Origin of the sequence: Glaciibacter superstes DSM 21135 (genome assembly GCF_000421145.1) — a bacterium.
Taxonomy (GTDB): domain Bacteria; phylum Actinomycetota; class Actinomycetes; order Actinomycetales; family Microbacteriaceae; genus Cryobacterium; species Cryobacterium superstes.
Window position 1 is genome coordinate 142,027 of sequence record NZ_ATWH01000007.1, and the last position, 19,370, is coordinate 161,396.

The 19,370-nt window shown below is 60.0% G+C and carries 18 protein-coding genes and 2 tRNA genes; 12 read left to right on the top strand and 8 right to left on the bottom strand.

Features of this window, described 5'->3' with window-relative positions; all coding sequences use genetic code 11:
* Positions 1-43 precede the first annotated feature (43 nt).
* Together K323_RS0111395 and K323_RS0111400 are read left to right on the top strand one after the other, a co-directional pair.
* Complete coding sequence (locus tag K323_RS0111395) at positions 44-1,363, top strand: aminotransferase-like domain-containing protein (RefSeq protein WP_022885409.1); 1,320 nt, start codon at positions 44-46, stop codon at positions 1,361-1,363.
* Between the two features lie 52 nt (positions 1,364-1,415).
* Positions 1,416-2,372 (top strand): D-alanine--D-alanine ligase family protein, encoded by a 957-nt coding sequence (locus tag K323_RS0111400; protein WP_022885410.1) that lies wholly within the window; start codon positions 1,416-1,418, stop codon positions 2,370-2,372.
* Between the two features lie 506 nt (positions 2,373-2,878).
* Here the strand turns inward: K323_RS0111400 and K323_RS0111405 are convergent.
* The 8 genes from K323_RS0111405 to rpmH form a co-directional block, all read right to left on the bottom strand.
* Positions 2,879-3,838 carry a ParB/RepB/Spo0J family partition protein gene (locus tag K323_RS0111405; protein ID WP_022885411.1) on the bottom strand — a complete coding sequence of 320 codons (960 nt, stop codon included), beginning with the start codon at positions 3,836-3,838 and terminating at the stop codon, positions 2,879-2,881.
* Complete coding sequence (locus tag K323_RS0111410; protein WP_026851555.1) at positions 3,838-4,767, bottom strand: ParA family protein; 930 nt, start codon at positions 4,765-4,767, stop codon at positions 3,838-3,840. The genes K323_RS0111405 and K323_RS0111410 overlap by 1 nt, the downstream gene beginning before the upstream one ends.
* A 72-nt stretch (positions 4,768-4,839) precedes the next feature.
* Positions 4,840-5,487, bottom strand: a complete 648-nt coding sequence (gene rsmG / locus K323_RS0111415; protein WP_022885413.1) for a 16S rRNA (guanine(527)-N(7))-methyltransferase RsmG — start codon at positions 5,485-5,487, stop codon at positions 4,840-4,842.
* 14 nt (positions 5,488-5,501) lie between these two features.
* Positions 5,502-6,068 (bottom strand): Jag family protein, encoded by a 567-nt coding sequence (locus K323_RS0111420; RefSeq protein WP_022885414.1) that lies wholly within the window; start codon positions 6,066-6,068, stop codon positions 5,502-5,504.
* 10 nt (positions 6,069-6,078) lie between these two features.
* A complete protein-coding gene (gene yidC, locus K323_RS0111425) occupies positions 6,079-7,056 on the bottom strand; it encodes a membrane protein insertase YidC (RefSeq protein WP_022885415.1) in 978 nt (325 codons plus the stop codon).
* A 10-nt stretch (positions 7,057-7,066) separates the two neighbouring features.
* Complete coding sequence (gene yidD / locus K323_RS0111430) at positions 7,067-7,378, bottom strand: membrane protein insertion efficiency factor YidD (protein ID WP_022885416.1); 312 nt, start codon at positions 7,376-7,378, stop codon at positions 7,067-7,069.
* Complete coding sequence (gene rnpA, locus K323_RS0111435) at positions 7,375-7,716, bottom strand: ribonuclease P protein component (protein WP_022885417.1); 342 nt, start codon at positions 7,714-7,716, stop codon at positions 7,375-7,377. The genes yidD and rnpA overlap by 4 nt, the downstream gene beginning before the upstream one ends.
* Before the next feature lie 8 nt (positions 7,717-7,724).
* On the bottom strand, positions 7,725-7,862 hold the full coding sequence (rpmH, locus tag K323_RS29425) for a 50S ribosomal protein L34 (RefSeq protein ID WP_010204566.1): 138 nt from the start codon (positions 7,860-7,862) through the stop codon (positions 7,725-7,727).
* A gap of 401 nt (positions 7,863-8,263) precedes the next feature.
* On the opposite strand from rpmH, the gene dnaA reads away from it, so the two are divergent.
* The 10 genes from dnaA (at position 8,264) to K323_RS0111490 (ending at position 19,247) form a co-directional block, all read left to right on the top strand.
* Complete coding sequence (gene dnaA / locus K323_RS0111445) at positions 8,264-9,682, top strand: chromosomal replication initiator protein DnaA (protein WP_022885418.1); 1,419 nt, start codon at positions 8,264-8,266, stop codon at positions 9,680-9,682.
* A gap of 388 nt (positions 9,683-10,070) precedes the next feature.
* The gene (gene dnaN, locus K323_RS0111450; RefSeq protein ID WP_022885419.1) at positions 10,071-11,219 is read left to right on the top strand and encodes a DNA polymerase III subunit beta; all 1,149 of its coding nucleotides are present in this window, start codon (positions 10,071-10,073) and stop codon (positions 11,217-11,219) included.
* Positions 11,220-11,260: 41 nt separating this feature from the next.
* Entirely contained in the window at positions 11,261-12,148 is an 888-nt protein-coding gene (gene gnd, locus K323_RS0111455) for a phosphogluconate dehydrogenase (NAD(+)-dependent, decarboxylating) (RefSeq protein ID WP_022885420.1), read from the top strand.
* 6 nt (positions 12,149-12,154) lie between these two features.
* Positions 12,155-13,372: a DNA replication/repair protein RecF gene (gene recF / locus K323_RS25565; protein ID WP_022885421.1), complete on the top strand. Its 1,218-nt coding sequence runs from the start codon at positions 12,155-12,157 to the stop codon at positions 13,370-13,372.
* Positions 13,365-13,853 carry a DciA family protein gene (locus tag K323_RS0111465; RefSeq protein ID WP_022885422.1) on the top strand — a complete coding sequence of 163 codons (489 nt, stop codon included), beginning with the start codon at positions 13,365-13,367 and terminating at the stop codon, positions 13,851-13,853. Before recF ends, K323_RS0111465 begins: the two co-directional genes overlap by 8 nt.
* A 122-nt stretch (positions 13,854-13,975) precedes the next feature.
* On the top strand, positions 13,976-15,955 hold the full coding sequence (gyrB, locus tag K323_RS0111470) for a DNA topoisomerase (ATP-hydrolyzing) subunit B (protein WP_022885423.1): 1,980 nt from the start codon (positions 13,976-13,978) through the stop codon (positions 15,953-15,955).
* An 82-nt stretch (positions 15,956-16,037) separates the two neighbouring features.
* Entirely contained in the window at positions 16,038-18,596 is a 2,559-nt protein-coding gene (gene gyrA, locus K323_RS0111475; RefSeq protein WP_026851557.1) for a DNA gyrase subunit A, read from the top strand.
* Positions 18,589-18,993, top strand: a complete 405-nt coding sequence (locus K323_RS0111480; RefSeq protein WP_022885425.1) for a DUF3566 domain-containing protein — start codon at positions 18,589-18,591, stop codon at positions 18,991-18,993. Before gyrA ends, K323_RS0111480 begins: the two co-directional genes overlap by 8 nt.
* An 81-nt stretch (positions 18,994-19,074) precedes the next feature.
* Positions 19,075-19,148 (top strand) — tRNA-Ile (locus K323_RS0111485).
* A gap of 26 nt (positions 19,149-19,174) precedes the next feature.
* Positions 19,175-19,247: transfer RNA gene (locus K323_RS0111490), tRNA-Ala, on the top strand.
* Positions 19,248-19,370: the final 123 nt, after the last annotated feature.

The following is a 19,370-nucleotide window of genomic DNA, read 5'->3' on the forward strand; positions in this document are numbered from 1 at the left end:
TCAACACCCCATACGATTGAATTCTCACCAGAACGGAAGTGAAGTGAACGAACAGGGATCCCCCCAGGCCGGCACCAACCTCGACCCGTGGTATCACCACTACGCCGAGCGAGCCGGTGGCCTCCGCGCCTCTGAGGTGCGTGCCCTGTTCGCCGTCGCCTCCCGCCCTGAGGTGGTGTCCCTCGCTGGCGGCATGCCGTTCGTGTCCGCGCTTCCGCAGGAACTTGTCATCAACGCCATGGAGCGCGTGATGGTGGAGCAGGGGGCAGTCGCCCTCCAGTACGGCTCCGGCCAGGGTGTCCCTGCACTCCGAGAGCAGATCCTCGAGGTCATGGCGTTGGAAGGCATCCGCGCCCATGCTGACGACGTGGTTGTCACCACTGGCTCCCAGCATGCGTTAGAGCTGGTCAGCAAGCTTTTTCTCGACCCGGGTGATGTCGTGATCTCCGAGGGGCCGAGCTACGTCACCGCCATGGTGATCTTCAAGTCGTACCAGGCGGAGATCGACCATGTGCCGATGGATGAGAACGGGCTGATTCCCGAGGCGTTGCGGGAGCACATCGCGAGCCTGAAGGCGGCGGGCAAACGCATCAAGTTCCTGTACACGATCCCCAGTTTCCACAATCCGGCCGGCGTGACGCTGAGCTGGGAGCGGCGGCTCGAGATCCTCCAGATCGCGCGGGAGAACGACATCCTGGTGCTCGAGGACAACCCGTATGGGCTGCTCTATTTTGACCAGCCGGCTCCGGATGCGATGCGTTCGGTCGAGCAGGACGGCGTCGTCTATCTCGGCACGTTTTCGAAGACGCTCGCCCCTGGTTTTCGCGTCGGCTGGGCGCTTGCGCCGCATGCCATTAGGGAAAAGCTTGTGCTGGCCAACGAGGCGGCGGTGCTATCGCCGAGTTCGTTCAGCCAGCTGGTGATCTCGGAATACCTCTCCTCCGCCGACTGGAAGGGTCAGATCAACACCTTCCGCGGCGTGTACCACGAGCGGAAGAATGCGCTGCTCGGTGCCCTGGATGAGTACCTGCCTGAGCTCGGCTGGACCAACCCGAACGGCGGCTTCTACGTCTGGCTGACGCTGCCGGAGCGACTGGACTCCAAGGCAATGCTCCCCCGCGCCGTCACGGAACTGGTCGCATACACTCCGGGCACCGCGTTCTTCGCCGACGGCGACGGGCACCAGAATATGCGGCTGTCATTCTGCTATCCGACGCCAGAGAACATCCGTGTCGGCATCAGGCGGCTCGCCACCGTCATTCGGGCCGAACTCGACCTGCTCGATACCTTCGCCGGCACCGGTTCACTTCGAGCAGCGCCGAGTGGCCGTCAGTTCGGTGCGCCACCTCCCAACCTGTCCTGACGAGCATCCGAAACCGACGACCTTTCGAGACCAACGAGGAAGACCCCTGATCATGAACGAATTTGCTCCCCTCGATGTTGTGGTTCTCTCTGGTGGAATATCCCACGAACGCGATGTATCCCTGCGGTCAGGACGCCGGGTGGCCGACGCTCTGACCGGCCAGGGGCATCGCGTGCGTGTGCTTGATCCTGACGCCGGGCTTCTCGCAGGGCTGGTCGCGGATCCCCCGGACGTCATCTGGCCGGTGCTGCATGGAGCGTCGGGAGAAGACGGCGCACTGCTGTCGCTGCTGGAGACGACCGGAATCCCGTTCGTCGGTTCGCGGGGTGCGGACGCCGCCCTGGCCTGGTCGAAGCCGATTGCGAAAGAACTGATTGCCCGAACCGGACTGGACACGCCGGCAGCCATTGCCCTGTCAAGGGAGACCTTCCGTGATCTCGGTGCGGCAAGCGTTCTGGCGCGGGTTCTGGAATCAGTCGGGAACTCGCTGGTGGTGAAGCCCGCGGTGGGTGGTTCAGCGCAGGGGGTGACGATTGTCGACGGGGCGACGGAATTGCCACGCGCCATGGTCGACGCGTACACGTATGCGGATGTCGCTCTGATTGAGGAACGGGTCAGCGGAATCGAACTGGCCGTTGCCGTGCTCGACACGGGTGATGGTCCTGCGGCGCTTCCGGCTGTGGAGATCGTTCCCGAAAGTGGCGTGTACAGTTTCGAGGCGCGCTATAACGCCGGTGAGACACGGTTTTACACTCCCGCTCGGATAAGCTCCGATGCTGCGGCGATCGTCGCGGAAACCGCGGTTGCGGTGCATGAGTTGCTCGGTTTGCGGCATCTGTCGAGGATTGACCTGATCCTGTCGGAGGACGGGAAGCTGTGGTTCCTGGAGGCGAACGTGTTGCCTGGGCTCACCGAGACATCGCTGGTACCACAGGCAATTGAGGCATCGGGCACGTCACTCGGCGCCACGTACGATGCGCTCATTCGAACCGCGGTCGCCGCCAACTGACCGACCGCCTCGTCTGCGCAGCGCTGGACGACGAACATGATGTCGATCGGCCGTGTTACGGGCGCCGGATTGAGGAAAGCGCGGAGCGCGCGTCTCCAAATTGCGCTCGCAAGCTCTCTCCTCCACCCACGAAGCTCGGGCAATGTTTCACGTGAAATACTTCCCTGCCTCGGTGGTTGAGGAGCGAACGAGCGTCTCCGATTCGCGCTTGCGGCGCGACCAGCCTTGTATCTATTTCGCGCATACGCTGCGGCCATCTCTTCGTACTCTTCGCCGCCTCGAACAGTCTCACAAGCTCACGTCTCAGCGAAGCCTCGGCAATGTTTCACGTGAAACAACTTCCTCGGTGGTTGAGGAGCGGATGAGACACGATGGCGCACCTCGAAACCCACACACGAGCGCCTTGGGACACGAAGTTCCACGCGGCGGTTTAGAGAAGCTCGCTGGCGCTCGCTCCTCAGCCAACGATGTTGGTGCGATGTTTCACGTGAAACATGGGGGAGTGGTCAGTTGGTTCCGAAGCCAGGCTCACCGAGCTCGCCGAGAATGCGGTTCAAGTCACCGATCGTGGCGAAATCCACCGTGATCTGGCCTTTCTTCGCACTAAGACCAATCCGCACCCGTGTATTGAGGCGATCGCCGAGTCGACCAGCGACTTCATCGAGATGTCCCTGGCGCTTCCCCGCCGACGGCTTTGCCGACGGAAACCGCGGGGTCGATGTAGCGGCAGCCTCGGCGGCGCGCACCGACAGGTCCTCGTTGACAATCTTGTTCGCCAGCCGGAGCATTCCCTGCTGGTCTCCCACTGACAGGATCGCCCTGGCGTGCCCGGCACTCAAGACCCCGGCAGCGACCCGCAACTGCACCGGCTCCGGGAGCCTCAGCAACCGCAAGGTATTGGTGATCTGCGGACGCGACCGACCAATCCGTGATGCCAGCACTTCCTGGGTGATCCCGAAATCATTCAACAGCTGCTGATACGCCGATGCCTCTTCAAGGGGATTCAACTCAGCTCTGTGCAGATTCTCCAGGAGCGCATCGCGGAGCATATCGACATCCGCAGTGTCACGCACAACAGCGGGAATGGTGGAGAGACCGACCTCCTTCGTCGCACGCAAACGACGCTCACCCATCACGAGCTCGTACTTACCTGGCTTCTCCTTAAGGGGCCTGACCACGATCGGCTGAAGCACGCCGATCTCCCGAATGCTATGCACCAGTTCAGCAAGATCATCCTCGTCGAACACTGTTCGGGGCTGCTGGGCGTTGGGAATAATATCGCTGGGATCCAGGTGGGCAAGTCGCGCACCAGGCACCGCGACCAGATCGGCGGTCGGAACCGCTCCAGTACTGTCGATCGACCTCTCACTCTGCGGGAAAAAGACATCGACCGGACGCGATCTCGCCTCGTCCTGGAGCGGAATCAGTGCGCCAATACCGCGGCCGAGGCCAGTTCTCTTCGCCATTACTGCGTGTCTCCTGTCTGAGGTGCGCCCCGACGCGCTATTTCAGCCGCCGCTTCGAGGTATGAGAGCGATCCTGCTGAGTTCAGATCGTAGCTGATGACACTCTGCCCGTAGCTCGGCGCCTCAGAAACGCGCACAGAACGCGGAATCAGCGTCTCAAGCACCTGATCGGGGAAGTGATCACGCACATCCTGCGCCACCTGGTTCGCCAGATTGGTCCGAGAATCGTACATAGTGAGCAGAATTGTCGATACGGTCAGATCAGGATTCAAGTGCTTCTCGATGAGCTCGATGCTCTTCAAGAGCTGACTCAATCCCTCGAGTGCGTAGTACTCGCATTGGATAGGGATCAGTACTTCCCTGGCAGCCACGAATGCGTTGATCGTCAGCAGCCCGAGCGACGGTGGGCAATCAATGAACACGTAGTGGTACGGCTCGTCCATCTCCGCCAGATACAGGTCAAGTGCTCGGCGCAGCCGTTGTTCTCTGGCTACGAGCGACACCAGCTCGATCTCTGCGCCGGCCAGATGGATAGTGGCCGGCACGCAAAAGAGCGAACCGAATTCGGGGCTCTTCTGTACAACATCGGCCAGCGGTACATCACTGACGATGACGTCGTACACACTCGCGGTCTCTGCGCGATGCTCCACACCAAGTGCCGTCGACGCGTTCCCCTGTGGGTCGAGATCGATGACCAGAACCTTCGCGCCCTGCCTGGCCAGCGCCGCCGCCAGGTTCACGGCAGTCGTGGTCTTTCCCACTCCACCCTTCTGGTTGGAGATCGTCAACACGCGCGTCTTGTCGGGTTTCGGGAGTTGATCAGCCGCGATGGCCTGCCGGCGCCGAGTGAGTTCGGCAATCTCCCGCGCGAGCGGAGTACCTCCATCGAGGGCAGTGCCGGAGTGTTGGTCAACACCTGGATGTTTCACGTGAAACCTTTGCGTCTTTTGGGGATCGATGAACAACAGAATCTGGCCCGGAAGCACACGAATCCGGTGTGTTCAACCACCGATCGGGGACTCACCCACTGTAGCCGTTATGACCCGCGTCACATCGTCCAGCACGCCTTCACCCAGCGGTATCACAGCGACATTGCTCAAGCCGTACTTCCGAATCGCCTTGGCTGCCGCTTCTACCTCGGCCGAGGCTGCCGCGCCCTTCATTAGCACCAGTTCACCACCGGCCCGAACAAGCGGAGCGGTGAGGGGAATGAGAGTGCGAAAGGCACTGACAGCACGGGCAGTCACCTGGTCGAGGGGTTCATCGAGCCGGAGATCTTCGGCCCTGGCACGCTCCACCGAAACATTGTCGAGTGCAAGTGCGTTCACCTGGTCATTCAGCCATGCGACCCGACGTTCCATCGGTTCAATCAACACGAAAGACACATCCGGACGAGCGATCGCCAGTACAAGTCCTGGAAGACCAGCACCAGACCCGACATCTCCGACCCGACCGGGCCTCAGCAGTGGGCCGACGATGGCACAGTTCAGGATGTGCCGGCTCCACAGGCGAGGGAGTTCCAATGGGCCGATCAGTCCGAGCTCTTCACCCTGGTCTGCCAGATTGCGGGTAAAGTCGCGCGCCACATCGATGCGGGTGCCGAAAAGAGCCGCGGCGACCGCCGGCTCGTCTTCCAGTATCTCGGTCAATGTTTCACGTGAAACTAATGCTTGGTGATGACGGTGTGCCGGCCAGGACCTTCGCCACGAGACTCGGATACGAATCCGCGTTCGGCCACCAGGTCGTGCACCAGCTTCCGCTCATACGACGACATCGCTGGAAGGGCTGCCTCGGATGCACCGTCTTCAATCCGGTCGATGGCGTGGGTAACGAGCACAGACAGTTCAGCCTGGCGCGCGTCACGTGAGCCGCCGATGTCGAGAATAAGGCGGGAAAACGAACCCGTCTTGTTCTGAACCGCGAGTCGGGTCAGTTCCTGCAGTGCATTCACCGTGTCCGGCTTTGACAGCCTCCGCAGATTCTCCCCGTCCGACGCATTCACGGAAAGATAAGCGCGACCATTGCGCGCATCGATGTCGATGTCACCGTCGAGGTCGCAGATATCGAGGAACTCCTCGATGTAATCCGCGGCGATGTCACCCTCGTGCTCAAGCTGGTCAATCGTGGGGGAGTGGTCGGAGGCGTCAGTGTGATTCACGCCAACCGGCTGGGTTGCGGCAATCGCGCTTTCCGCGGCATCCGTTTCGATCACTTCAAGGTTTTCCGTCATGATTTCTCTTCTACTTCTTCGGGCCGGACTGCTTCTTCGCGCGGTTCTTACCCACCGGCTGCTGGCGCTGATTGCTGGTCTTCTTGGGTTCCTCAACCACGATGACGTCTCCGTCCGTCGCGATCAACTTACCCTTCCGGGCGAGGCGCTCCTCTCGAGCCTTGGCGGCCTCACTGCCCGGCGTCGGCATGTTCCGGATGACCAGGAACTGCTGGGCCATGGTCCAGATGTTCGAGGTCAGCCAGTAGAACATGACCCCGAGTGGGAAGGCCACACCCGAGAAGGCGAACACGAGGGGGAGCAGGTACAACATGATGCGCTGCTGCCGGAACATCGGGCTCGCCTTGGTCTCCGGCGACATGTTCTTGGAAACGATCTGCAATTGGGTAATGAACTGCGATGCCGTCATCAGCACGACCATTGTCGCGGCAATGATCATCACCGTCACACTGTATGGCTGACCCTCTGTCATCAATCCCCACTGGGAGGCGAACGAGTTGTGCAGTGGTGCGCCGAACAACTCAGCGCTGCCGAACTGCTTGCCCAACTCCTCGTTGAGAGGGCCGACACCGGCCTTGCCATGCTGTGCGTCGTTGAGTACAGAGAACAGAGCGAAGAAGATCGGCATCTGTAGCAGGAGCGGTAGGCATGAACTCAGGGGGTTTGTCCCCGTGCGCTTGTAGAGCTCCATCGTCTCGCGCGACATCGCCTCGCGAGAGAACTGATCCTTCTTGCCCTTGTACTTGTCCTGGATCTTCTTCAGCTGAGGCGCAACCTCAAGCATCTTGCGCTGACTGCGGATCTGCCTGACGAAGATCGGGATGAGCGCCGCCCGCACGACAAGGACCAGGCCGACGATGGACAGCACCCAGGTGAGCCCCGCAGCCGGGTCCATCGAAAACGCATTATCGAATAGCCAGTGGAATCCCACCAATAGCAGCTCGACCACCCATTTCAGTGGCCAAAGGATCGTCCCTATGAGGTCCATACTTCTTCAGTCAGCCCTTTCCGTGGCTTGGTACGACAACAAATCCGAATCGAGTCACGGTGTAGCGACGCTTGCGTTTGATGGGGACGTCGTCGACCCCGCCTTCCGCCCATGGATGACAGCGAGCCAATCGACGTGCCGCCAGGGCGGCACCGACCACAACACCGTGCTCTTGCACCGCGCCGAGCGCATAAGCAGAACAAGACGGGTAATACCGGCAGACATCGCCATAAAGCGGCGAAACCACCGCCCGGTACCCACGTAGAAGCAGCACCAGCAGATTTCGCGGCAGGAGGAACAGGCTCACCACGAAGCGATTCATCTGCGCGTCCTGACTGTGCCGACCGCATCCGCTACCTCGCCGGCCAACACGGAGAAGGTTGCCCCGGTCGAAGACGGCAGTGCTCGAATGACGATGGAAGCACCTGGCCCGATGCCGGATACCTGGGTGAAACTCGCCGCCTTCAAACGTCGACGGATGCGGTTGCGAACTACTGCCCCACCGACATTCTTGGCGACGATGAACCCGAATCGCGCCGGAGTGTCGACCACGTCCGTGCGGATGTAGGTCACGGTGTTCTTACCGATGACCCGCTTACCCCGGCGAACGGTCGCTTTGTAGTCGCTACCGCTCGCCAAGCGATTGGCTTTGGCAAGCACCGAGGGGCTTAAGCGGAGAGTTCGGTGCGTCCCTTGCGACGACGAGCACCGAGGATCGCGCGACCTGCGCGGGTACGCATCCGCAGGCGGAAACCATGCACCTTGGCGCGACGGCGGTTGTTCGGCTGGAAAGTTCTCTTGCTCATTTTTCGATCTCCACGTGTCTGATCTCCGCGGACCGAATGAAGCGGCCGGGAAAGAGGGGGGTAGCCGGTGGGCTGGGGTCAACTGATTAAAACTACGGCCTTGCGTAGTTCTGGTCAAACTCACGCACCCCAAACTTTCGATTCTCCACAATTTGCGCGTAGATTCCGTTTACGACACGCGCTTGCGTCACGATGATTTGGATGGCCGTGACTCATTGACTACCGTGATGACAAGTTATCCACAGTTTTGCGGGAGAACCCTGAGAATAGGACTGTTTTTGCACACAGGGGGTGGATAACTTTGTGAATACTTTGCCTGACCGATCAGCTCAGTGTTGAGCGAACCGCTCTCCATCCGCCGTGGCTGCGGCCAGGCCGAACAGAAGAGATAGTGGGGAAAAATGGCGGACGGCGAAACACCCATCAAGGAGACCTGGCAGTCGATACTGACGTCGCTGGAGTCGGATGAGAGCATCACCCCAATGCTTTATGGGTTCTTGAACCTCGTCGAGCCCAAGGGAATCGCTGCCGGCACTTTCTATCTTGAAGTCCCCAACGAGTTCACGGCAAGCATGCTCAATCAGCGCATGCGCGTTCCGCTGCTCGCAGCGATGAGTAAGTTGGATGAGGCCACTGAAGTCTCAAGCTTCTATGTTGTGGTGAACCCAGAGCTGGAACAGGAATCGCTTCGGCCGCTGCACGAGCCGGTCATGCAAATCGATGTCGAGACGCCAGCCACACCACAATCCGTTTTTGAGAGCACCCCTCCAGAACGCCCGCACGACACCAGGCTGAACCCGAAGTACAGCTTCGACAACTTCGTGATCGGCCAGTCAAACCGTTTCGCCCACGCTGCGGCGGTCGCGGTCGCTGAAGCTCCGGCGAAGGCGTACAACCCACTGTTCGTCTACGGCGAGTCTGGCCTCGGTAAGACACACCTCCTGCACGCAATCGGCCACTATGCGATGAGTCTCTATCCCGGCATCCGGGTGCGTTACGTCAGTTCCGAAGAGTTCACCAACGACTTCATCAACTCAATCGCAAACAACCGCGGCTCGCTGTTCCAGTCTCGATACCGCAACATTGACATCCTCCTCATCGACGACATCCAGTTCCTACAGGGGAAAGCCGAAACGCAGGAAGCCTTCTTCCATACGTTCAACACGCTGCACGACCACAACAAACAGGTCGTCATCACAAGCGACCTTCCGCCCAAACACCTCACGGGATTCGAAGACCGCATGCGCTCACGCTTCGAATGGGGTCTGATAACGGATGTCCAGGCGCCCGACCTCGAGACCCGCATCGCCATCCTTCGAAAGAAAGCCCAGAGCGAGAAGCTCCAGGTACCAGACGACATCCTGGAATTCATGGCGACGAAGGTGTCGTCCAATATTCGCGAATTGGAAGGCACCCTGATCAGGGTGACGGCCTTCTCCAGCCTGAATCGCACGCCGGTCGACATGAACCTTGTGCAGACCGTGTTGAAGGACCTCATCACCCTCGACGAAGACAACGTCATCGCGCCCGTCGACATCATCACCAATACCGCCGACTACTTCAAACTCACTGTCGAAGACCTTTATGGTTCCTCGCGTTCGCAGGCGGTCGCCACTGCGAGGCAGATCGCAATGTATCTGTGCCGCGAATTGACGAACCTCTCCCTGCCCAAGATCGGTCAGCTATTCGGCAATCGAGATCACACCACGGTGATGTACGCCAACAAGAAGATCAGCGAACTCATGAAGGAGCGCCGTTCGATCTACAACCAGGTGACAGAGCTCACCAACCGCATCAAGCAAAACCATCGGTACAAATAGTGACCACAGAGTGCCGCTCTACCCCAGTATTCACACTGTGGATAACCCTGTGGAAACCAGGTCGCACAACTCGGCCAAATCTGTTGAAAGTTACCGCCACCTTGTGAAAACTCATGATTTCAGCGGCATCCGAGCCGTCGCTTCAACTCATCGCCCTCACAACGCACCAACAACTTACACAGTTGTAGTTTCCAATGATCCAGCACTCTTCACAGAGTTATCCACAGTTTCCACAGCGGTTAAGACCATTAAGAATTAACTATCTTTCTCTCCATCCGACAACCTTGACACCGACCGAACCGGCCTTCACCGGCCGTCAACGGCGGGTTCACAAACACGACTAGCATTGAGGCCACATCAATTGCCTCCCGTCGACAGGAGTGACTTCGTGAGATTTCAGGCAAACCGGGACGTGTTCAGCGAAGCGGTGTCATTCGCGGTCAAGCTTCTCCCGCAACGCACAACCCTTCCCATCCTGAGTGGCGTGCTCATCGAAGCGACGGAGACGGGGTTGATCCTGTCGTCGTTCGACTATGAGGTTTCAGCCCAAACGGAGATCGCCGCAGACGTCGAAGAAACCGGCAGAGTCCTGGTCTCAGGCCGGCTTCTGGCCGAAATCGCCAGCCGGATGCCGAATGCTCCGGTTCGTTTCGAGTCTGAGGATTCCCGGATCACCGTGAGTTGCGGCTCCGCGAACTTCACACTGCTGTCTATGCCGGTAGAGGAATATCCCAGCATCCCCGAGATCTCGGCCGAGTCAGGACTGGTTCCTGCAGAGGACTTCGCCGCTGCGATCGCCCAGGTCGCTGTTGCAGCCTCCCGCGATGATGTCACCCCGGTCATCACCGGTGTGCAGCTTGAGGTCTCCGAAAACAGCCTGGGTCTCGTTGCCACCGACCGTTACCGCGTTGCGGTGCGGGAGATCAACTGGGATTCGGGCAGCAACACGTCATCAGAGACGCTGACCGCGCTGGTACCGGCACGCACGCTGCAGGAAGTCGGCAAGACTTTCGGCCACAGCGGCACGATCTCTGTGGCGATCACCAATAAGGATGATCGCGAACTCATTGCTTTCACAGCAGACAAAAAGACGGTCACGTCGCTGCTGATCAAGGGCAATTTCCCACCTGTTCGCCGCTTATTCCCCGAGACCGTCGACAACTACGCGGTCATGAACACCGCAGAGCTCATCGAGGCAACCCGTCGAGTGCAGCTGGTCCTCGAACGCGAGGCCGCGCTCCGATTTACCTTCACCAGTGAGGGTCTCACCCTCGAGGCAATCGGGTCAGAACAGGCGCAGGCGAGGGAAACCGTCGATGCGATTCTCACTGGCGGAGACACGGTGGTGTCGCTCAAGCCGCAGTTCCTGCTCGACGGCCTCAGCGCGGTGCATTCCGAGTTCGTGAGGATCTCGTTCACCAAAACGGAGAACCCGAACAAGCCGGGACCGGTACTCATCACCAGTCAGACGTCACGCGAATCCGCGGGGTCTGACAGCTACCGTTATCTCCTTCAGCCCAACCTCCTCCTCCGTTAGTCAGCCACCTGCGCGTCACCGTCGAACAGAAGGAGCACGACATGCATATCGGGATCGTTGGCCTGGGAAAAATGGGCGCAAACATGCGCACACGGCTGAGGGATGCTGGAATCGAGGTGACCGGTTACGACCGCAATCCAGACGTGACGGATGTCGCAACCACCGCAGACCTTGTTGCCGCGCTTCCCGAGCCGCGACTGGTCTGGATCATGGTGCCGGCCGGTGAGATCACCGATTCCGTGGTGACCGAGCTCTCTGGCTTGCTCTCCGATGGAGACCTGGTCATCGACGGGGGTAACTCGCGGTTCACCGAAGACTTCAAACATGGTGAGGAACTCGCCACCAAGGGCATCAATTTCATTGACGCCGGCGTTTCTGGCGGCGTGTGGGGCTTGAAGAACGGGTACGGCCTCATGGTCGGCGGTAAGCAAGACCAGGTCGATCGTGCCATGCCGGTGTTCGATGCTTTGCGTCCCGAAGGCCCGCGCGATGAGGGCTTCGTACACGCAGGCGAGATCGGTGCCGGACACTACGCAAAGATGGTGCACAACGGTATTGAGTACGCACTGATGCAGGCGTATGCCGAAGGGTATGAATTACTCGAGAAGCGTGATGACCTGATTCATAACGTTCCGGGCATATTCAAGGCGTGGCAACGGGGCACGGTCGTCCGCTCCTGGCTTCTTGAGCTACTGGTGCGCGCTCTCGAGCATGACCCTGACCTCGGTGACATCGAAGGCTTTGTCGAGGATTCCGGCGAAGGACGCTGGACGATCGAAGAAGCGATTGCGAACGCGGTACCAGTTCCCACGATCAGCGCTTCGATCTTTGCGCGCTTTGTCTCCCGCCAGGAGGATTCACCTGCGATGAAGGCCGTTGCAGCGCTGCGTAACCAGTTCGGCGGGCACGCCGTAAAAAAGGTGGACTGACGGCGGGTGCGCGTCACTCACCTCTCACTCACTGACTTCCGCAACTATTCGCGGGCGGAAGTATCGTTTGCTGCAGGCCCGAACTTGATTGTCGGACGCAACGGTCAAGGCAAGACCAACCTGGTTGAATCCCTCGGCTTTCTCAGCACTCTCGGTTCTCATCGGGTGTCAAGCGATGCCGCCATGATCAGAGCAGGCGAAGATGCAGCGATCATCCGTGCTCGTCTGGAACACAATGAGCGGCAGATTCTGGCCGAGGTCCAACTGAATCGTCTCGGGGCGAATCGAGCTCAGGTCAACAGGTCGGTGATCAAAACGCGGGAGTTGCCGCGGTATTTCTCCAGTGTGTTGTTCGCTCCGGAAGATCTGACCCTGATTCGTGGGGACCCGTCGGGGCGTCGTCGATTCCTTGATCAACTACTCATGTTGCACACGCCAAGGCTGAGTGGTGTGATCGCTGACTATGAGCGAGTGCTGAAACAACGCAACACACTTCTGAAGTCTGCACGTGCGCGTGGCGTTCGAGGAGACCAACTGGGCACTCTCGATATCTGGGACGAGCGCCTGGTCGCACTCGGTTCGGAGATCATCGACGAGCGTGCTGCGCTCACGGAACTTCTCGCCGGGCCTCTGCAGGACGCCTATCGTGCCGTGGCCGGCGCCGACCATGGCCCACGACTGGTTCCTTCACTCAGCATTCTTGGCGCGGACGAAGACGAGGTAATGGCGGCGACGATTCCGTCGGTAGAAGCAGAGAGTGCCAGTGGAACAGCTGATGCCTTCCGCGCTGCGCTCTCTGGACTTCGTGCGAAAGAACTTGAGCGCGGGATGACGCTGGCCGGCCCGCACCGCGACGACCTTGTTTTCATGCTGAATGCCTTGCCGGCCAAAGGCTACGCGAGTCACGGTGAATCCTGGTCTTTTGCCCTCGCACTCAAACTCGCCTCTGCAGAACTACTTCGCCGAGATTCGTCCAGCGGAGACCCGGTGCTGATCCTGGATGATGTTTTTGCAGAACTCGACCAGTCGCGTCGGGCCAGGCTGGCCGATGCTGTAACGGGTTTCGAGCAGGTGCTCATCACGGCAGCGGTATTGGAAGACGTTCCACAGGCCCTCTCCGATCACACGATCCACATCGAGGCCGGTGCCGTTGTCGATGCGGGTGGAGCCGATGCGGGTGGTGCCGATGCGCCTGAACACGATATAGCTGAACACGATGGCTGAAAATAGCGAAGCTGCGAACGTCTTCCTGCATTTCAAGGACGTCTTCGGTGATCCGAACGCCAGGCGTTCCCGGAAGCGCAGTGGAGCGAAAGCGCAGAGTGGGTCGAGCGTGCCGTTCGGCGCGGGCCGTGACCCACGAGGACTCGGTGACGCCATCGACTCCCTCACGGTGCAACTCGGGTGGAACTCTCCCCTGGCGCAGTCCGAACTCCTCGCGTCGTGGGCAGAAGTCGCTGGCGAGGAGACGTCAAAGCACTCGACTCCAGCGGGAATCGAAGAGGGTGTCCTGACCGTGCACTGTGAGTCGACGGCGTGGGCAACTCAACTGCGCCTGATGCGGGTCGACATCATGAATCACATCGCCGCGCGCTATCCAGACGCGGGCATAACCTCAATACGATTCCAAGGCCCCGGTGCCCCTTCCTGGAAAAAGGGTCCCAGATCAATTCCAGGGCGGGGTCCGCGCGATACCTACGGGTGACAAGACAAATTCGGTCACCCTCTCAAAGAAAACGCGTCAGAACGGCGATTATGGCCGGGAGCGTGTGCCCTCTTTGGTAGACTGAATGGTCGCCAGTGCGACAGAGGGAGCCCCAATTTCAGATGACAGTTGAACCGAAGAATCCCGAGTCCAGGCACGAATACGGTGCCGACGAAATTCAGGTTCTCGAAGGCCTTGAAGCCGTACGCAAACGACCCGGAATGTACATCGGTTCCACCGGTCCGCGCGGTTTGCACCATCTGGTCTCCGAGATCGTCGACAACTCCGTCGACGAGGCGCTGGCCGGATATTGCGACACCATCGACATCCGTATTCTCGCCGACGGCGCGATCCGCGTAGAAGACAATGGTCGTGGCATCCCCGTTGACATCAACAAGGCGCAGGGCCGCTCCACTGTTGAAGTTGTTCTCACCGTGTTGCACGCCGGCGGCAAGTTCGGCGGCGGCGGTTATGCCGTCTCAGGTGGATTGCATGGCGTCGGAAGCTCCGTGGTCAACGCACTGTCGAGCCGCCTCGAAGTAGAGGTACGCCGGCAAGGACACGTCTGGCGGCAGAGTTTCGCCGACGGAATCCCGGATGCGCCGCTGAAGAAGGGCGAGGAATCAGCCGAGACTGGAACGATTATCACGTTCTGGCCGAGCGCTGAGACGTTCGAGACGATCGAGTTCGACTACGAGACGCTTCGTGTGAGGTTCCAGCAGATGGCGTTCCTGAACAAGGGACTCCGCCTCACCCTCACCGATGAGCGCCCAGACCAGGCAGATGAAGAGGGCGGCCCCGTCGTCAACTCATTCATGTACGAACAGGGCCTGGTCGACTATGTCGAGTATCTGAACCGCGTACGCAAGGCAGAACTCGTCAACGACGAGATCATCTCGTTCGAGTCGGAGGACACCGATCGCAAGATCGCGCTCGAAGTCGCCATGCAGTGGACGACGTCGTACACCGAAAGTGTGCACACCTACGCGAACACCATCAATACGCACGAGGGCGGAACCCACGAAGAGGGCTTCCGTGCCGCCCTCACCACGCTCATCAACAAATACGCCAGAGAAAAGGGCATTCTCAAGGAGAAGGATGACAACCTCTCGGGCGACGATGTGCGCGAGGGCCTGACCGCCGTCATCTCGATCAAGCTGGCCGAGCCCCAGTTCGAGGGCCAAACCAAGACCAAGCTGGGCAACACGGAGGCCAAGTCGTTCGTTCAGAAGGTGGCCAGCGACCAGCTCGCAGATTGGTTCGCCCGCAACCCCATCCAGGCGAAGGAGATCATCCGCAAGGCGCTGCAGGCGGCAACGGCCAGGATGGCCGCTCGAAAGGCGCGCGAGACGGCCCGTCGCAAGGGACTGCTCGAGGGCGGCGGCATGCCGGGCAAGCTCAAGGACTGCCAGAGCAAAGACCCGTCGATCTCGGAGATCTTCATCGTCGAGGGCGACTCGGCCGGCGGCTCAGCCGTCCAGGGCCGGAACCCTGAGACCCAAGCCATCCTTCCGCTGCGCGGAAAGATCCTGAACGTGGAGAAGGCCCGTCTCGACCGTGCCCTCGGCAACAACGAGGTGCAGGCGATGATCACGGCATTCGGTGCCGGCATCGGAGAGGACTTCAACCCGGACAAGGTTAGGTATCACAAGATCGTCTTGATGGCCGACGCGGATGTCGACGGTCAGCACATCACGACGCTGCTGCTGACCCTGTTGTTCCGTTACATGCGCCCGTTGATCGACCTCGGATACGTGTACCTTGCCCAGCCTCCCCTCTACCGATTGAAGTGGAGCAATTCGCCCCACGAATACGTCTATTCAGACCTGGAGCGCGACGCACTCCTGGCCGATGGGGCTGCGGCAGGCAAGCGCATCCCGAAGGACAACGGGATCCAGCGCTACAAGGGCCTCGGCGAGATGGACTACAAGGAGCTGTGGGAGACCACGATGGCTCCTGAGACCCGCACCCTGCTGCAGGTGACCCTCGACGATGCGGCAGCGGCAGACGAGATTTTCTCCACCCTGATGGGCGAAGACGTCGAATCCCGCCGAAACTTCATCCAAAAGAACGCGAAGGACGTGCGCTTCCTTGACATCTAATGACACGCCATCTAACGGCACGACATCTGGCGGTACGCCCGGCGACGGCAACATCAACGCTGACGGCGTCGCACCCATCGGCATGGACGCCGAGTCCATTGCGGCTGCTGACGCCGCGGCTGCCGCCCACCTGATCCAGCACGGAAAGGTCGATCAGGTCGACCTCCAGCTGGAGATGCAGCGCTCCTACCTCGATTACGCGATGAGTGTGATCGTCGGCCGCGCTCTTCCCGACGTGCGCGATGGGCTGAAACCCGTTCACCGCCGGGTGATCTACGCGATGTACGACGGCGGCTACCGCCCAGACAAGTCGTTCTCCAAGTGCGCCAGAGTTGTCGGCGACGTGATGGGGCAGTTCCACCCGCACGGCGACACCTCTATCTACGACGCACTGGTGCGCCTGGTGCAGCCGTGGAGCCTCCGGTACCCGCTTGCCCTCGGGCAGGGTAACTTCGGTTCCCCTGGCAACGACGGCGCGGCCGCTCCCCGGTACACCGAGACGAAGATGGCACCCCTCGCGCTTGAGATGGTGCGTGACATCACCGAAGACACCGTCGACTTCCAGGACAATTACGACGGTCGCACCCTCGAACCGACAGTGCTTCCGGCTCGCTTCCCGAACCTGCTGGTCAACGGTTCCGTCGGTATCGCCGTCGGCATGGCCACCAACATCCCGCCACACAACCTGCGCGAGGTCGCAGCAGGAGCGCAGTGGTACCTCGAGAACCCCGAGGCAGACCGCGAGGAACTGCTCGACGCGCTCGTGCAGCGCATCAAGGGTCCAGACTTCCCGACCGGTGCCCAGATCCTGGGCATCAAGGGAATCCAGGATGCGTACCGCACCGGTCGTGGTTCGATCACGATGCGTGCGGTGGTCAATATCGAGGAGCTCCAGGGCCGCAACTGCCTGGTGATCACCGAGCTGCCGTACCAGGTCAACCCGGACAACCTGGCAATTAAGATCGCCGAGCTGGTGAAAGACGGCAAGATCGGCGGAATCGCCGACATCCGTGACGAAACGTCTGGCCGCACCGGACAGCGCCTCGTTGTCGTTCTCAAGCGTGACGCCGTCGCCAAGGTCGTGCTGAACAACCTCTACAAGCACACGCAGCTGCAGGAGAACTTCGGCGCGAACATGCTGGCGATTGTCGACGGTATTCCGCGCACGCTCCCACTCGACGGGTTCATCAGCGCCTGGGTGACGCACCAGATCGAGGTCATCGTTCGGCGCACCCAGTACCGCCTCAACGAGGCAGAGGCCAAGGCCCACATCCTCCGTGGGTATCTCAAGGCGCTTGACGCCCTCGACGAGGTGATCGCCCTCATCCGTCGTTCACCGACTGCGGACGACGCGCGCGATGGCCTGATGGACCTGCTCGACGTCGACAAGCTCCAGGCTGACGCGATCCTGACCATGCAGTTGCGCCGACTGGCAGCGCTCGAGCGCCAGAAAATCGTCGACGATGCCGCCAGACTCGAGTTGGAGATCGCAGAATTCAAGGCGATCCTGGCCAGTCCAGAGCGCCAACGCACGATTGTCAGCGAAGAGCTGGCCGAGATCACCGAACGCTTCGGCGACGACCGTCGCACCGAGATCATGTTCGGGTTCGACGGCGATATGTCGATCGAAGACCTCATCCCAGAAGAGGAGATGGTGGTCACCGTCACCCGCGGCGGTTACATCAAGCGCACCCGCAGCGACAACTACCGCAGCCAGCATCGCGGCGGCAAAGGCGTGAAGGGTGCCCAGCTGCGCGCTGATGATGTGGTCGAGCACTTCTTCGTCACCACTACCCATCACTGGCTGCTCTTCTTCACCAATACCGGACGCGTCTATCGTGCAAAGGCCTATGAGGTGCAGGAGGCCGGACGTGACGCCAAGGGGCAGCACGTCGCCAACCTGCTCGCCATGCATCCAGATGAAGAGATCGCCCAGATTCTCGACATTCGCGACTACAGCGTGGCGAAATACCTCACCCTGGCGACCCGCGACGGGCTGATCAAGAAGACGGCGCTCAGCGAGTACGACACCAACCGCTCAGGCGGAATCATCGCGATCAAGCTTCGTGAAGGCGACGAACTCGTCTCCGCGTTGCTGGTCGAGGACGATTCCGATCTTCTGCTGGTGTCGCGAAAGGGGATGTCCATCCGTTTCACGGCGACGGATGAGGCGCTCCGGCCGATGGGGCGCAGTACGTCAGGTGTCATCGGCATGCATTTCCGTGGGGAAGACAAGTTGCTAGATGCATCGGTTGTTTCCGATGACGGCTATGTGTTCGTCGTGACCGAAGGCGGCTACGCCAAGCGCACCGCGGTCGACCAGTACCGGCTGCAGGGCCGTGGCGGCCTCGGAATCAAGGTGGCCAAACTGAACGACGATCGGGGTGACCTGGTGGGTTCCCTGATCGTTGACAGTGAGGACGAAGTCCTTGTGGTTCTTGCCAGCGGCAAGGTGGTACGCTCTGACGTTGCCGAAGTTCCCGCCAAGGGCAGGGACACAATGGGCGTGGTCTTCGCTAAGTTTGCGGATGAGGACAGGATCATCGCCATTGCGAAGAACACCGAACGTAACCTGGTTCCCGAAGTCGAAGAGGGAGAACCGGAGAGCGATTCGGAGGAGGAAGAGTCAGTAGATGAGTAGCGTCGCAGAAAAGCTTGCCAAGAAGTCCACTCGAAAGACCTCGTCGAAGCAGGTGCGCCTCAAGTTGGTGTACATCGACTTCTGGTCTGCCGTGAAGTTGTCGTTCCTGGTGGCGATCTGCCTGGCGGTCGTGACGATCGTGGCGACCTTCCTTATTTATACGGTTCTGAACCAGACCGAGATCCTCGACAAGGCCAATGACCTTTACACGGATATCGCTGGTTCTGCATCTGATCTGAAGAGCTTCCTGTCTGTCGGCAACGTGATGGGCTTCGCGGTGGTGGTCGCGGTGCTCAACACCGTGGTGGTCACCGCGCTCGGTGCGATCTTCGCCGTGCTGTACAACCTCAGTGTCAAGATCACCGGTGGACTGCTGGTGGGTTTCACGAACAACTAATGGTGTACCTCCCGGCGTGCCGGGAGGCGGCGCCGATTAGAAGATCACGGTGGATTCCGGTAGTCTCTAATCTGCCCAAGCGGGGATATAGCTCAGGCGGTTAGAGCGCTTCGCTGATAACGAAGAGGTCCCAGGTTCAAGTCCTGGTATCCCCACGTGTGACTATTATTGGTAGTCAGACGGGGCCTTAGCTCAATTGGTAGAGCGCCTGCTTTGCAAGCAGGAGGTCAGGAGTTCGATTCTCCTAGGCTCCACAGTTCAACACCCGCAAGAATATTTGCGGGATTACGCACACAGCTCCACAGTTTCCCAGATCAAAGGCCATTTCCCACGGGAGGTGGCCTTTTGATTTGTCTCAACAAGCTTCAGGTCAAGAG

Bases quoted from the DNA above. Each gene is read 5' to 3' on its own strand.
- K323_RS0111400 (WP_022885410.1), top strand. From the start codon at position 1,416: ATGAACGAATTTGCTCCCCTCGATGTTGTGGTTCTCTCTGGTGGAATA.
- K323_RS0111405 (WP_022885411.1), bottom strand. From the start codon at position 3,838: ATGGCGAAGAGAACTGGCCTCGGCCGCGGTATTGGCGCACTGATTCCG.
- K323_RS0111420 (WP_022885414.1), bottom strand. From the start codon at position 6,068: ATGACGGAAAACCTTGAAGTGATCGAAACGGATGCCGCGGAAAGCGCG.
- yidC (WP_022885415.1), bottom strand. From the start codon at position 7,056: ATGGACCTCATAGGGACGATCCTTTGGCCACTGAAATGGGTGGTCGAG.
- yidD (WP_022885416.1), bottom strand. From the start codon at position 7,378: ATGAATCGCTTCGTGGTGAGCCTGTTCCTCCTGCCGCGAAATCTGCTG.
- rpmH (WP_010204566.1), bottom strand. From the start codon at position 7,862: ATGAGCAAGAGAACTTTCCAGCCGAACAACCGCCGTCGCGCCAAGGTG.
- dnaA (WP_022885418.1), top strand. From the start codon at position 8,264: ATGGCGGACGGCGAAACACCCATCAAGGAGACCTGGCAGTCGATACTG.
- gnd (WP_022885420.1), top strand. From the start codon at position 11,261: ATGCATATCGGGATCGTTGGCCTGGGAAAAATGGGCGCAAACATGCGC.
- K323_RS0111465 (WP_022885422.1), top strand. From the start codon at position 13,365: ATGGCTGAAAATAGCGAAGCTGCGAACGTCTTCCTGCATTTCAAGGAC.
- gyrB (WP_022885423.1), top strand. From the start codon at position 13,976: ATGACAGTTGAACCGAAGAATCCCGAGTCCAGGCACGAATACGGTGCC.
- gyrA (WP_026851557.1), top strand. From the start codon at position 16,038: ATGGACGCCGAGTCCATTGCGGCTGCTGACGCCGCGGCTGCCGCCCAC.
- K323_RS0111480 (WP_022885425.1), top strand. From the start codon at position 18,589: ATGAGTAGCGTCGCAGAAAAGCTTGCCAAGAAGTCCACTCGAAAGACC.